Source organism: Clostridium sp. AUH-JLR23, from assembly GCF_964238065.1.
Classification (GTDB): Bacteria; Bacillota_I; Bacilli_A; order Erysipelotrichales; family Coprobacillaceae; genus Allocoprobacillus; species Allocoprobacillus merdigallinarum.
This window is the reverse complement of sequence record NZ_CAXSKY010000019.1, coordinates 40,049-53,832: the sequence shown is the minus strand read 5'-3', so window position 1 is coordinate 53,832 and position 13,784 is coordinate 40,049. Positions and strand designations below refer to the sequence as shown.

19 protein-coding genes are annotated in these 13,784 nt (G+C 32.9%); 4 read left to right on the top strand and 15 right to left on the bottom strand.

Going from position 1 to position 13,784, the window contains the following annotated elements; all coding sequences use genetic code 11:
* The first annotated feature begins 303 nt into the window (after window positions 1–303).
* On the top strand, window positions 304–570 hold the full coding sequence (locus tag ACESR5_RS09830; RefSeq protein ID WP_373155369.1) for a hypothetical protein: 267 nt from the start codon (window positions 304–306) through the stop codon (window positions 568–570).
* Between the two features lie 171 nt (window positions 571–741).
* Here the strand turns inward: ACESR5_RS09830 and ACESR5_RS09825 are convergent, their stop codons facing one another.
* Entirely contained in the window at window positions 742–1,149 is a 408-nt protein-coding gene (locus ACESR5_RS09825; RefSeq protein WP_087297525.1) for a hypothetical protein, read from the bottom strand.
* Between the two features lies 1 nt (window position 1,150).
* The gene (locus tag ACESR5_RS09820; RefSeq protein WP_178830848.1) at window positions 1,151–2,176 is read right to left on the bottom strand and encodes an amidase domain-containing protein; all 1,026 of its coding nucleotides are present in this window, start codon (window positions 2,174–2,176) and stop codon (window positions 1,151–1,153) included.
* A 186-nt stretch (window positions 2,177–2,362) separates the two neighbouring features.
* On the opposite strand from ACESR5_RS09820, the gene ACESR5_RS09815 reads away from it, so the two are divergent.
* Window positions 2,363–2,656, top strand: coding sequence for a hypothetical protein (locus tag ACESR5_RS09815; RefSeq protein WP_087244274.1), 294 nt, complete (start codon window positions 2,363–2,365; stop codon window positions 2,654–2,656).
* Between the two features lie 33 nt (window positions 2,657–2,689).
* On the opposite strand, the gene ACESR5_RS09810 is transcribed toward ACESR5_RS09815, so the two are convergent.
* From ACESR5_RS09810 to ACESR5_RS09770, 9 genes are all read right to left on the bottom strand, one after another.
* Window positions 2,690–3,691, bottom strand: coding sequence for a DUF362 domain-containing protein (locus ACESR5_RS09810; protein ID WP_373155364.1), 1,002 nt, complete (start codon window positions 3,689–3,691; stop codon window positions 2,690–2,692).
* Window positions 3,692–3,803: 112 nt separating this feature from the next.
* Window positions 3,804–4,007: an NAD(P)-dependent oxidoreductase gene (locus ACESR5_RS09805; protein WP_373155361.1), complete on the bottom strand. Its 204-nt coding sequence runs from the start codon at window positions 4,005–4,007 to the stop codon at window positions 3,804–3,806.
* A 106-nt stretch (window positions 4,008–4,113) separates the two neighbouring features.
* Window positions 4,114–4,434, bottom strand: a complete 321-nt coding sequence (locus tag ACESR5_RS09800; protein ID WP_373155359.1) for an NAD(P)H-binding protein — start codon at window positions 4,432–4,434, stop codon at window positions 4,114–4,116.
* A gap of 128 nt (window positions 4,435–4,562) precedes the next feature.
* A complete protein-coding gene (locus ACESR5_RS09795) occupies window positions 4,563–5,369 on the bottom strand; it encodes a Cof-type HAD-IIB family hydrolase (RefSeq protein ID WP_087297522.1) in 807 nt (268 codons plus the stop codon).
* Between the two features lie 45 nt (window positions 5,370–5,414).
* Window positions 5,415–5,681 carry a hypothetical protein gene (locus ACESR5_RS09790; protein ID WP_087244270.1) on the bottom strand — a complete coding sequence of 89 codons (267 nt, stop codon included), beginning with the start codon at window positions 5,679–5,681 and terminating at the stop codon, window positions 5,415–5,417.
* A gap of 17 nt (window positions 5,682–5,698) precedes the next feature.
* Window positions 5,699–6,532: a PTS system mannose/fructose/sorbose family transporter subunit IID gene (locus ACESR5_RS09785; protein WP_087936073.1), complete on the bottom strand. Its 834-nt coding sequence runs from the start codon at window positions 6,530–6,532 to the stop codon at window positions 5,699–5,701.
* A gap of 1 nt (window position 6,533) precedes the next feature.
* Window positions 6,534–7,376, bottom strand: a complete 843-nt coding sequence (locus ACESR5_RS09780) for a PTS sugar transporter subunit IIC (RefSeq protein ID WP_289527964.1) — start codon at window positions 7,374–7,376, stop codon at window positions 6,534–6,536.
* Window positions 7,377–7,401: 25 nt separating this feature from the next.
* Entirely contained in the window at window positions 7,402–7,893 is a 492-nt protein-coding gene (locus ACESR5_RS09775) for a PTS sugar transporter subunit IIB (protein WP_087244267.1), read from the bottom strand.
* Between the two features lie 14 nt (window positions 7,894–7,907).
* Window positions 7,908–8,330: a PTS sugar transporter subunit IIA gene (locus tag ACESR5_RS09770; protein WP_373155356.1), complete on the bottom strand. Its 423-nt coding sequence runs from the start codon at window positions 8,328–8,330 to the stop codon at window positions 7,908–7,910.
* 410 nt (window positions 8,331–8,740) lie between these two features.
* Here ACESR5_RS09770 and ACESR5_RS09765 point away from each other — a divergent pair, with 410 nt between their 5' ends.
* Both ACESR5_RS09765 and ACESR5_RS09760 read left to right on the top strand, forming a co-directional pair.
* Window positions 8,741–8,845: a DUF3990 domain-containing protein gene (locus ACESR5_RS09765; protein WP_143746597.1), complete on the top strand. Its 105-nt coding sequence runs from the start codon at window positions 8,741–8,743 to the stop codon at window positions 8,843–8,845.
* Between the two features lie 45 nt (window positions 8,846–8,890).
* The gene (locus ACESR5_RS09760; protein WP_373155354.1) at window positions 8,891–9,376 is read left to right on the top strand and encodes an NADAR family protein; all 486 of its coding nucleotides are present in this window, start codon (window positions 8,891–8,893) and stop codon (window positions 9,374–9,376) included.
* A 143-nt stretch (window positions 9,377–9,519) separates the two neighbouring features.
* Here the strand turns inward: ACESR5_RS09760 and ACESR5_RS09755 are convergent, their stop codons facing one another.
* Genes ACESR5_RS09755 through ACESR5_RS09740 form a run of 4 tightly spaced genes read right to left on the bottom strand, consistent with a single transcriptional unit; the run spans window position 9,520 to window position 13,736 of the window.
* A complete protein-coding gene (locus ACESR5_RS09755) occupies window positions 9,520–10,806 on the bottom strand; it encodes an ABC transporter substrate-binding protein (RefSeq protein WP_373155352.1) in 1,287 nt (428 codons plus the stop codon).
* Window positions 10,799–11,473, bottom strand: a complete 675-nt coding sequence (locus ACESR5_RS09750; protein WP_087244262.1) for a response regulator transcription factor — start codon at window positions 11,471–11,473, stop codon at window positions 10,799–10,801. The genes ACESR5_RS09755 and ACESR5_RS09750 overlap by 8 nt, the downstream gene beginning before the upstream one ends.
* 20 nt (window positions 11,474–11,493) lie before the next feature.
* Entirely contained in the window at window positions 11,494–12,783 is a 1,290-nt protein-coding gene (locus ACESR5_RS09745) for a sensor histidine kinase (protein ID WP_087936076.1), read from the bottom strand.
* Window positions 12,783–13,736 (bottom strand): sugar ABC transporter substrate-binding protein, encoded by a 954-nt coding sequence (locus tag ACESR5_RS09740; protein WP_373155349.1) that lies wholly within the window; start codon window positions 13,734–13,736, stop codon window positions 12,783–12,785. Before ACESR5_RS09740 ends, ACESR5_RS09745 begins: the two co-directional genes overlap by 1 nt.
* Window positions 13,737–13,784: the final 48 nt, after the last annotated feature.

The following is a 13,784-nucleotide window of genomic DNA, read 5'->3' as shown; positions in this document are numbered from 1 at the left end:
GATTCATCCAAAAAGTCATCAGACACTGTCCGGATGAAAACTTCAAGATGACTCGCTACTATGGATTCTATTCCAACTGGTCGACCAGACATTACAATAGAATGGCTGAGCTTCTGGCTCATAAGCAGAAAAAGGAAACACAGTACAAAAAGGAAAGACAGGCCATCGCAAAAATTCAAATCCAGAAGACACATTTCCGTTATTTTATGATACAATCATTTCAGAGGGATCCCATCAAATGCAGATGTGGAATGATCATGAATTATGCTGAAACATATAATCCCTTCGGAGGAGGACGGAAGAATGACATCCCGTACAAAGAAAGATGCATCTACACATCAAAATATCTCAGAAGTCAAACCATTAACGCCAGAAGAAGTTGATGAAATGCTTCTCCATGATGACACATATGAGTCATATAAGGTGCTTATGAAATGTGACAGATGCGGATGTGAAATGGAACTTGACGGATACATATTAAGTGAAATAGCGGAGGCTGATGGAGATGATGAACTGTCATGCATCTGCATGAAATGTGGAAAAGGAACAATGCACCAGGTCAAGAAATGATATATCTGGTTACGTTTTTGCATGCAGAAAAATAGAGTAATGCTGGTGCATTACTTTTTATTTTGCTCATTGTTAATATTTGCTTTAAGCGTTTATCAACCAAACGAAACCAAATTCCTATAATATAAAAAAGGTAGTTAGAAATAACTACCAATTGATTTTTTGAAACTATTAAACATATCCACCATCAATCCATTCCCAAGTCGCCTCTGCAGTCTTTCCGGCTATATACATATAATCAAAATAATAGTGATTATTGCCTAATTGCTCAGGAGCATTGAAAAACGAAGTCTTAAATTCCACATAGACGATTATCACTTCTCGATAACTGCCTTTTTTGACATACTCAGCTTCCATTTCTTTGCTTTTATTCTCGTCATAATACACGCTATAGACTTTTGAATTATCGTTCTTATAACTTTTGATGGCGTCGTCCATAATCATATGGACATCTTCTTCTTTATGTGTTTCGTTATAACGAATTTCTTTTTTTGTTTTGATGGGTTGATTCAAAAACATAGCAACAAGTGATATAGCGACAATCAGTCCTAATATGATTCCTTTTGTTTTATTTTTCATACTATATTCTTAATCTTACATATAATCCTTTCTTTAAATCCTTCCAACCTTTCTGAGAAGCTTTTGCAACATAATTTGGAGTATGTTGTGCTATCGTCACATCATAATATCCGGCTGATGTTTTAGGTCCGTCAGCAACAACATATGCACAATGGTCATAATGGCCATCTCCACCCCAATCAGCTCCTATAATATCTCCTGCTTTAAGAGTCTTAGATATTGAAGCAAAGTTAGAATATCCGTTTTTAGCTCCTGTTTTCATATACCAGTATAAAACAAAAGCATGTGCATTTATCCAGGTTCTTGTATAAGGTTTCCATGTGTTATTTGTCTTTATTCCTCCAGCAACTAAAATCTGTGAAACAAAGTTTGTACAATCTCCCCTATTTTCTCCTTCATAATACGTATACTTTTTTCTATTTGGTTTATCGCCATATACCCTTGCGTATCTATTTTGCTGCATGATTCTTCTATCTCTTGCACTTATACTTCTTGGAGCCATTCTTAAAGTTGCATTTGAATTTATAACCTTTTCAATGACTGGACTCGTGTATGGTAACAATATCACTAATTCATCAAATTGATAATCTTTTTGATTATATAGACTTAATATTTCTTTGTTCATAATATGATTTCTACAGACTGTAAAAAATTGACTTAAAATCTTAAGCTGTTTATCTTGAGCCACTTCATCTATTGTATATAACTTTTCGAATTCCTCTGCATATTTTTCACAATTATGAATCGTTAATTCTGATAAGTCGATTTTATCCTGATTATAGGATTTCATGATAGCTATAGCATTATCAAAATTCTTAAACTCCCAATATAACGGATTCGTCGTTCCCTTCAATTCAATACTTTTTTCATTGATTACAGGAATAATCTCATTCAATTCTAAATATGGATTATTTATGGTGTTTTCTGTATACTGTATGGCAGGATTTTCATTTGAAGCCATAACGTTTCCGATTGTTATTGAAAACACCATGATACCTGATAAAATCATCGTAAATACTTTCTTCATTGTTTTTCTCCTTTCCACTTTATAAATTCATATTATTATAAAAATGTGGATAATAGATGGAAAAAATATGAAAGTTTTATGAACAATTTTTTTGATAAATTTCATACAACAAGCATTTAATGTGATATACTATTCCTTGCCACAGGAGTCTCATAGACTCCTTTTGTTGTTGGCGGAGGGAAAATATTGTCAGTTAAACTTATTAATTCTATTATGGTAGAAAAGAATAATATCAATCTAGGACTTTCATTATATTTACATACAGATAAAGACAATAAACAGCACTTTGTCTATTATACAGACTATCTAGGATATGGAACCGATGAAGGAAAATATAGTCCTGTCATAGAGAAGACTATACACTTGGATAATCCGGATAATATGAGCGAAGAAGATTATGCTCAACGTATGGAAAGATATGTCAACGATATGAATAATATGTCCTTTGATGATGTTCTGTCATTGATTGCCTGTGCATAAAAAAAGTTCAAGGAAAAACTCCCTGAACTTATATTACTTTGTAAAAGGAACAACATCTTTAACAGCATCTTCTAAAGAGATTTGTTGATCATCATGATCCACATCAATAAGAAGATATTTATCATTTCCCATGTGTAATTCTTTCATATATGATAATTGACGTAAACCATGACGTGTTTCTATTCTTTCAACCAAATCATGATGGTCTTCTTCTTTCATGGCATAGACTAAATCTACTGATGCCTGATCAATCGCAAGGATATCTAATGAAGCTAAGATACCAACATTTGGTGTGACAACTGGTGCTGCAGCTGTTCCTTCACAGTCGCAAGAAACAGACATATTACGCATCACATTGATAAAGACAATCTGATCTCCAAAGTGATCAACAACAGCTTTTGCTGATTCTGTCATACGTTCCATAAATTCTTCTTTCGCAATATCCCACATATCATCAGAACCAGGTGTGGTATGAATCATGGCTTTTCCAATACGTCCATCAGCACAGCCAATACCAATATTTTTATTGGATCCTCCAAAACCACCTTGTGTATGTCCTTTAAAATGCGTTAAAACAAGCATAGAATCATAGTTCACAATGTTCTTTCCCATTGTCATATGATCAAACCATTTTCCATCTTTCACCGGTAAATCGACTGTTCCATCAGCATCCATAATATCAACTGGGCAGAATGTCCATCCATTCACTTTTAATGTTTCAAGATGCTGATCTGTTGTATAACGATCTCCTTCATAATACGTATTTGTTTCCACAATTGTCGCATCTGGTAACTGTGTTTTGATTAACTCTTCTACCCATGGACGAGGAATAATATTAGGTCCATGTTGTTCTCCGGTATGAAGCTTCACTGCAACTTTTCCATTTAAATGTTCCTGAATACGATTATAAACTTTTAATAATCCTTTTGCTGAAAGATCTCTTGTAAAATAAACGATAGATTCTTTTCCACTTCTTTCATCATAAGGTACATAATGGTTTCCATTTGTTCCTGGAATAGGTTTTTGATTTGACATCTTCTTTCCTCCTCTCAATATGGATATTCTTAAAATTCTATTTCCATTAATCAAATTATAGCACTCATAAAAAAGATAAACAAGATACGAAAAAAGTCCGAAATGATCGGACTTATTTTCTCACAACACTGATTCTTTGTTGGATATGATTTCCTTTTGTGATTTCATCTACCATTGCAATAGCATAGTCAGCATATGAAATAATGCTTTCTCCTTTTTCATTCAATGTCAATTCTTCTCCACCTAAAATATATTGACCAGTTCTTTCTCCTTCGGCCTGGAAATCTCCAGCCGGACTGATATATGTCCATTTCACATCATGTCTTTATCTTAATTCACCTAATGCTTTGACCATAGCTGAAGCTAAAGGTTTAAATATTTCTGGAAAATCTGCTCCATCTGCAACACATAATGTATGTTCCTTATTCACATATAGACTTCCTGCACCACCAACAATACATAATCTGATGTCTGTTCCTGATAAAAATATCACATAAATGTTTTAATGACGTACTATGTCCTGGAAGTTTTTCTGGAGCCCATGCACCAAATGCATCTACCACAACATCAAAACCAGCCAAATCTTCCTTTGTAAGATCATATAAATCTTTTTTAATCACATGAGGGGCAACACTTTGATTATCTTCTCTAACAACGGCTGTTACATCCAATCCTCTTTCTACCGCTTCCTTAACAACTAATCTTCCAGCTCTTCCGTTGGCATAAACAACTGCAATTTTCATAAGTTTTCCTCCTTCATTTTGTTGTAACATTTCTTATTACAACTTTATTATATATCTACTTGTTGTAATGTTAATAGTTACAATAAAATAATTTTATTATTTTTCCCGTCAAAAAAACATGAAATGTATTACATCCCATGTTCTTCCTTTTTATCTAAACTTTTTAAAGCATGATAAATGCCATCATGATTATTATCCTGAGTGACTCTTCCGACTTTCTTTTGAATATCTACAGGAGCATTCCCCATTGCCCAGCCATAACCAACTTCCATCAACATATCTAAATCATTATACTGGTCGCCAAATGCAACAACATTTTTTAATGGTATACGCCATAATTGACAAAGCTTTTGAACTGCTTTGGCTTTATTAATTCCTAAATCTACAATTTCAATCAGAATATCAGAAGATCGAACAATCGTACATTGAGGAAAAGCTTGTTGGAGATGTTGTTCGATGGTGAAAATATCTGATGAATGACAAATGCAAAGAATTTTATGAACTGTTGATAATGTCTGTAAGTCTTCTAGAGTGGCTTCTAAAGATTGTGCTTTCACTATACTTTCTTCTCTTAAAATACGCTCATCATGACGACTTTTAACAAACCATTGATCAAAAGAATAAACACACCATGCGACATCAAATGTTTCCAGTTCTTTTAAAACTTGTAATGCTGTTGTCGTGACCATACCTTTTTCTGCTAAAATATATCGCTGCTGATCCATAACCAAAGCTCCATTATAGGCAATAATTGATGCTTTCAATTGATAATCTTTAAGTATAGGGAAAATACCTGATGGACTACGTGCTGAAACCACAACAAAAGGAATATTTCTTTCCATCAATTGATGAAGTGCTTTTTGTGTCAATGGTGTGACTTGATGATTTTGATTTAAAAGTGTTCCATCAACATCACTAAAAATAGCCTGATACATAATATTTCTCCTTTATACAAAAAGGGATTGTTTAATAACAATCCACTATTTGATCTGATTAATGATTTTTTGAACGTTATCATATCCGTTTTTATAGCCAAGTCCTACAAGAACACAAGAGAGGATGCTGATAATCAAAAGTATAACTCCTAGAACTTGTATAAATGGATGAATGGATGAACCAAAGAGAACAAGAACGAAAGAAATTGAAGAAAATATAATAAGATTTCTTAACCATTTTTTTAAATGATTTAACATTTTTGTTTGATATTGTACTTCTGCTATATATGCTTTTTTCAGTTTGGCATCCATGATATCGTCTCCTTTGATTAATATTGTAAACCTGGATTAAAGAATCCAACTAATACACCAACAAATGCAATCACAACAAGTAATAACATAACTTTGATTGGTGACATTTTTCTTTTAGCAAGTAAATACCAGCAAAGCATAACAAATGCTGCCGTTAAAAATCCTGGATAAACACTATCCAAAGTTTTTTGTAAATTCAAGTATGGTTCTGTGGCCCCTTCAGCTGTCAAAGTAAAACTTGTTGAAACTGATACCCAAGTTGCTGCTACAGCCCCAATAACAATACCACCTAACATTGTAATTGACTCTCTTAAAGCCTCTCCTTGAGGTCCAACTAAGAAATCAACGGCTTTCCCACCTAATTCATATCCTTTGAAATATAAGAATTTCATTCCAAAGTAAGCAAATAAGTTCCAAACAATGATATAGAAGATAGCTCCTAAAGGTGATCCCCCATCAGACATTCCTAATGCAACGCCTAATAAAATAGGAATGACTGTACCAACAACTAATGAATCTCCAATTCCAGCTAAAGGTCCCATTAACCCAGCACGTAAACCATTAATTGTTTCATCATCTACATCATCACCATTGGCACGCGCTTCTTCCAAACCAGCTGTCATACCAACAATGACTGAACCAATTTGTGGTTCTGTATTAAAGAAAGCTGTATAAGTTTGCATAGCTTTGGCTTTATCTTCCTGTTTGTCATACAATTCATTAACAACAGGAAGCATTGAACATAAATATCCAAAAGTTTGCATATGTTCCTGAGAGAAACATGTTAAGTTTCCATAATACCAATTATGAAATGACTTTGTCAGAGTCTTTTTTGTTAATTTCTTTTCCATCTTAAATATCCTCCTCGTCATCATCATCAGTTTCTGATGCAGCTGCTGGCTTATTGATTGCTAACATTTTAATACGATAGTTAATTAAAGCAAACATTCCGGCAATCACTGTTGCAGATACAAGGTTAATACCTAATGCTGCTGCTAGAGTAAATCCAAAGAAGAATGGAATAAAGTCAACTGCTTTTGTTGCAATCTGTTTCAATAAAATCGCAATTCCAACACATGGAAGTAATGATCCAACAGTAAATAATGTCATCATTGCAATACCATCCATTGGTAAATAATTTTTAATTAATTCTACCATTGGAGCTCCCATCTTACACATAATCAAAGTTGGGATAAATGAACAAAGAATATGTGAAATCCAAGGTAATCCCATATTGACAACATATAATTTATTGAAATCACCTTTTTCTACAGCACGCCATCCCATATGTTGCCATACAAGATTGATTGTTGCTGTTCCATAAAACAAAACAGTTCCTAAAGTTCCAACCATTGTTCCAAATGAAGTTGCCATAGCTTGTCCATCTGCACTTCCGGCATCTAAACCATAGCTCTTTAATGCAATCATAGCTAGTGGAATTCCAATGTAACTTACAGCACGAACGTCAGCTGAAACAGTTCCTCCAGGTGTAACTAAAGCAATATAAACGACTTGCATCGCTACCCCAACTAAAATACCTGAATAAATATCTCCTAAAATAATACCACATACCAATCCACCAATTAATGGTCTACCTAAGGTGTAGTTACCAATTGATGTTCCACCTAAACCTGGCATACTTGATAAACAGGCAAAGAGTCCAAGTAAGGCAGCTTGAATCCAACTAATTTCCATAATAATGAAACCTCCCCTTTATTTTTTAATATCCAAATTTTCCTTTAAAATCATCCCATGTTCCAATAGAAACATCTGGTAATAAGGCAAATTTGATTTTATAACCAGCTTTAGCAATTTTCTCGAAAGCATCTGCTTCTTCTTGTGTAATAGACTGGTTATTTCCTAATTTGACTGCCCCTTCTCGATCATTACATGGTCCAACAATGACTGTATCAATACCACATTTGAACCCTTGATCCACTAAAATTTTACACATATCAACTGGGTTTTTAGTAATCAAGAAATATCTTGTATCACTATCTAAAACCTTTTGTGCCTTTTTTTGAAAATCATCCAATGTCCAGACAAATGTTTTCTTTCCACTGGCAGCTTTATAAGCAGCTTTTAACACATCATTTTTAGCTGCTTTATCATTCACAGCAATCAATCCATCACATGGATATTCACGAGCCCAACGTGTACATGTTTGCCCATGAATCATACGATCATCAATACGAATAAATGAAACTGACATATTATTCTCCTCCTTTAAATATCATCTTCATCATCATTAACAACTTTAAATTCTTTTAAAGCACTTTGTGCTTCATTTAAAACTTGTACAACAAGGTCATCACGTGCCATTGTATCTTTCATCAATACTGTTGTTAAAGCAAGTGGTAAATTCATTCCACCTATTGTTGCACAATGTTCACTTAATCCTTTTTCAGCGATTACATTCATAGCTGTTGTCAGTGGAGATCCACCAATCAAATCACCTAATAAAATGATTTCATCATCTTGATGAATACCCTCAATAACATGTGAAAATTCTTCAGCGAATTCATCAGCACTTTTTCCATTTTTTAAACCAGCTGATAAAACATCATCACGTTCTCCTGCTAACATGGAAAGTGCATCTTTTAATCCATCAGCAAATTGTCCATGACTTACCAAGACTAAGTATTTCATTTCTTTTTTCCCCTCCTCTTTTTGACACCATTATTGTATCAATTAAGCCCTTTCATTCCATCTGTCTATTGTCACATTTTTATCATGACAGATGATAGAAACAAATATGACATTTGTCATGCTTTTTTAATAAATTGCTTTTCTTAACAATTAACTCTTGTACTCAATAGAAACATATAGCAAAATTATCCATAAGAAGAATGAATTGTTATTATAGAATGGGATATTTTATCAATATAAATCTCATCATGAAATATTCAAAGTAATTAACAAGAAAGATGAGAAAACACTCATATTTATACAACAAGATGGAGCTATGTTATTGCTGTCATAAATGACTTTCCACATAGATAAGTTTTCAGTATAGTTTTATTATTATTAACTCAGTTGAAAAGAAAGGAACAGATCATATGACGAAAATTATTTTATATCATGGAAGTCCTCATAAAATGATTAAACCTACTTATGGCTATGGAGAAGATAAGCATGATTATGGTAGAGGATTTTTTACCTAACTGATAATTTAGAATTAGCAGTCAAGAAAGTGGGTGAATACTAATATGGATTTTGTTTTCTTTCATAACCCAGATGAAGAAAATGGATATTTAAGCAATTGGTACATATCACAGTTTACTATACATGATATGTCCTTTTCTTCTATGGAACAATACATGATGTATATGAAAGCTAAATATTTTCATGATCATGAAATAGCTGAAAAAATACTATCTACTGATAATCCTGCCACTATCAAAGCGTTAGGAAGAGAAGTTTCCAATTATAATGAATCTTATTGGAATGGTATCAGGCAAATTATTATTTATGAAGGTTTATTAGCTAAATTTTCACAAAATGAACAATTAAAAATAGAATTATTAAACACACAAGAAACTATATTGGCTGAATGCGCTGTTGGCGATAAAATCTGGGGTATTGGTTTGTCAATGAATGATAAAAAAAGATATGATATGTCTTATTGGGAGGGTAAAAATTTACTAGGATATAGTCTTATGATGGTGAGAAACAAAATAAGAGAAAGCCTCTAATTACAGATATAAAAGAATATAATAATGAAATATAAAAAGAGATTTCTTAAATGATAGCGTAAAATCATTGTTGAAATCTCTTATTTTTTCATGACTCATTATAAATCATAAACAAGTTAGAAAAATATACAATTTTTGATGCTTTATTCTCTTAAATATTCATTAACTTCATTTTGTAAAGACATTAATGATAAATCTAAATCTTCATTATTTTGTATCATCTGTTGTATCTGTGTATCCATCATTGTTAGAGTGGCATTATATTTTCGAAATTGATTTTGATTCATAGCATTTTCCATAACATCATTCAACAAGCTTAAATCAACTTGCGTATCTCCTAAGGATTCTTCGTTGAGTAGACTTAATGCTTCAGTTGATTGAATAACAGTTTTTAAAGATGATATTCCCTGTGAATAGCGAAAAAGACTTGCTTGCGTTTCTTGATCATATGTTAGTAGTTTTAAAAAATCCCAGGCCTGCTGTCCATAAGATGTACGAGCAGAAATACCCATCAATAATGAAGACACTTCACTACGACTTTCTGTCATCCCAGGCATAGGAACACAATCCCATTCAAACTGAGAATATTTTTGAACACGATAAGGATAAGGCTTATAAGTACGATATTGTGCAAAAGGCATCGGAGAAAATGCCACCTTCCCTGTATCAAAATCCTGAGAAGTCACTGTATAGCCTTTATTCAATTGATTCAATCTCTGAATGAAAGCAATCGCATTTTTTACAGGTTCCTGGTTTAAATAACATGTCTGACCTGTTTCATCAAACAAACTAACTTCATGACTATAAACAGAGTCTAACCAATCATAATTATAACAACCATATTGGTCAATCTGTCCATCATTATTCGTATCTTTTGTTACTTGTTGACAGATATTATAAAAATCATCTAAAGTCCAGTCATTACTTGGAAGATCTATATTTTCTTTTTGCAGTAATGTTTGATTCACAAACATTAATGTTGGATTACTTTCATAAGGCAAAGCATACTGATGATGCTGATATTGCCCTGCAAGCAAGGCGTTTTCATAGTAATCATCGCTATGAAACTGACTATCTTTTTGCATAAAATCATCTAAGTTCTTTAATGCACCTAGCGCACTTAAAGTATTAAAATCTTCACTTAAGACCATAAAGATGTCTGGTTCTTCTCCTTTTAAATATTGAGCAGATAACCATTCTGAATAATCATCTTTTAAAATACCACTTTCATATTCAATATGAATATCAGGATTTTCCTCTTCATATCTTTCAATAGCCTGATCAATAATTTTATAACAATCACCATTAGGTACATCCCAGTTACTTCCAGCAAAAATACCAACTTTTAAAGTTATGCGTTGAGGGCGCCAAACAACACATAAAAGACATCCCAATACAACCAGTATACAGACTATCTTTTTTCTACTCATCGCTAAAATCCTTTGTCGTAATACCTGTTTGTACCGCCCATATTGCCAGTTGTGTACGATCTCTTAAATTTAATTTAGATAAAATCGAACTTAAATAATTTCTTACTGTTCCTTCTGATAGAAAAAGCTTTTGTGCTATTTCTTTATTGGATAATCCAAATGCAACTTGTTGAATCACTCGCCATTCAGGATGACTAATATCTTGAATAGCCTCTTCATCAACCTGAATTGCATAATTATTTTGTGTCATTTTAGAAAACATGCTGAAAACTTTCGTGGCAATATCGGGATTAATCATAGCTCCACCACTATTCACAGTGACAATAGCCTGATAAAGCTCATCCATTCCTACACCTTTCAATAAATAACCACTCGCTCCATATTTAAGCGCACTAAATACGAAATCGTCATCATCAAATGTTGTCAAAATAATAATTTTTGTTTGAGGATATTTTTCCTTCACAATTTTTGTACAGTGAACACCATCCATTCCTGGCATACGAATATCCATCAAAATGACATCAGCTGTTTCTTGTTCAAGAATATGAATCACTTCAAACCCATCCGATGCAACATCTACAACCTGGATATCTTCATGTGTCCCTAATACAATTTTTAAAGATTCTCTAATCAATTCCTGATCATCTGCAATAATCACTTTAATCATTATCTGTCCTCTCCCCTTACTTATACTGGTATTTTAGCGATTGTCAAAAAGCCATGATGACCATCAAACTCTACCTGACCATTAATAACCGCAAGACGTTCTCTCATTTGTGTTAAGCCAAATCCATAATGGACATGATCACAACCAATTCCATTATCTTGTATTTTGAGATATAAGAAATGATTTTCCTGATAAAGATGAATATGAACTTCTGTCGCATGTCCATGACGCAAAGCATTCGTAATAGATTCCTGTATAATTCTAAATAAAATTTCTTCTTTTGTTTTTTCCAGATCTATATTTTCTAGTTCATACTCTAATGCAATCGTCAGATCACTTACACTGGAAAATTCTCCTATCATACGTTCTATAGCTTCTTTTAAACTATGTTCTTCTAAAGCTCCTGGTCTTAACTTATTTAAAGAATTACGAACATCTTTAATGCCCTGCCTGACAACTTTTGAAATAACTTGTAGCTGTGCTTTCGTTGCTTTAGGATTTTGATCAATCATCGCAATACAAGCATCCACTCCTGCTGCTATTCCCGTCAAGGCATGACCTAAAGTATCATGGATTTCTCTAGCCAGACGTTTTCTTTCATTGTTTTCTCCAATTTTTTCGGTAATGGCTGCATAATTTTCTAATTCTTTATTCACCTGATGCACCATATCCAATTCTTGAGAAATATGCTGATTCTTTTGTATTTCATCTACCAGATAAACAATCATAAAAGCAATAAACAATATCATATTGAGCGTTTCTAAACATGACTTACTCATCATAAAGATACCATTAATTTGTGATCCATAGATTTGAAAATATTCATTTATACTTGTCAATGGAAAAATAGCCGAAAAAACATCATAACTAGATATTAAATAAGCCACAACCAAAACCCAAATAAACCACTTAGAATATCTTCCATCTCTTAAATGAAATATACAATCACAAAAAACAAGCAACAAGATACCATTATATCCCATATACAAAAAATAAATCAAAGTAAAACTAACAATCATTTCAATAAAACTATAAATAAAATTGAGTCTTTTATGCGCAATTACTTTTTCACTACGACTATACATAATAAAGATAAATATACCATACAACATCAATGAACCAAAAAATGCAACAATGGGCTGATGTGGAAGATGCGTAATCCGATCTAAAAAATCCCTAGCCAAACGTGTGGAAACAATATATTGCGTTGTCAAAAGAATAACACTGCCATAAAAAACAACAATCAACATATTCAATATCGTCATTGCATTTCTTAAAAATGATAATAAACGCTGATAAGAATATTGCATTATTGCCACCCCGTTTCATCATACGTTTCAATATTATCTTCATTAATCAGTTGAACAGGTATGACAACTACATTTTCAATATCTTTTCCTGCTAAGTATTCATACATTTTTTCTGCTGCCAGATGCCCAATAGAAATAGGTGATTGAGCGACTGTTCCAGCTATCATTGCATGACTACCTATAAGTGTTTTCATATCAGGTGTTCCATCAACTCCATAAACAACTGTATTTTCCTGATGATGTGCTTCCAATGCAGCCAAAGCTCCTAAAGCACTTGGATCATTCAATGCCATGACAACATCAATATTTGATTGACGCTGTAATATATCTTCCATTAAAGGCATCGCCAGTTCTACCTGTCCTTCACACTCACCTTCATCTACAACTTGATATTGTGATAATCCATCTATTGTATCTAAAAAACCATCTATACGATCTTTCGCAGATTTGACATTTGTATGTTTCAACAAAACAATGCGCGCAGAATCAAATCTTTTCATCATATCATTGGCACATTGTACCCCTGCATCATAATTATCTGAAACAATTGTACAATTCACAAGTTCTTCATTTTTAACAGGTGCATCCACAACAATAACCGGTATTCCAGCTTGATGAGCTGCTTCTAATGCTGGTGTAATTTTCTCAGAATCAATGGGATTAATAAAAATACCATCTACATGATAATCAATAAATGAGTATATCTGTTCTATTTGTTTATCCACATCTAAAGCAGGATCTCTGACAAGAAGCTGATCGCCATTGTCTTCTATTGCTTTCAATAACTCATTGTTGATAACTTCATAAAAAGGATTATTCATTGTCATGTATGTCACACCAAATATGCGATTTTGTGTATTGGGATATTGATAATGATAATAAATAATACCTATCATCAATGCTCCAATGATGCCTAAAATCACTATTAATGATTTTAAATTGTTTTTAACCATGATTTCACCACTTTTCCCATAATTCTATCTTATCTATTTTTTTAAATA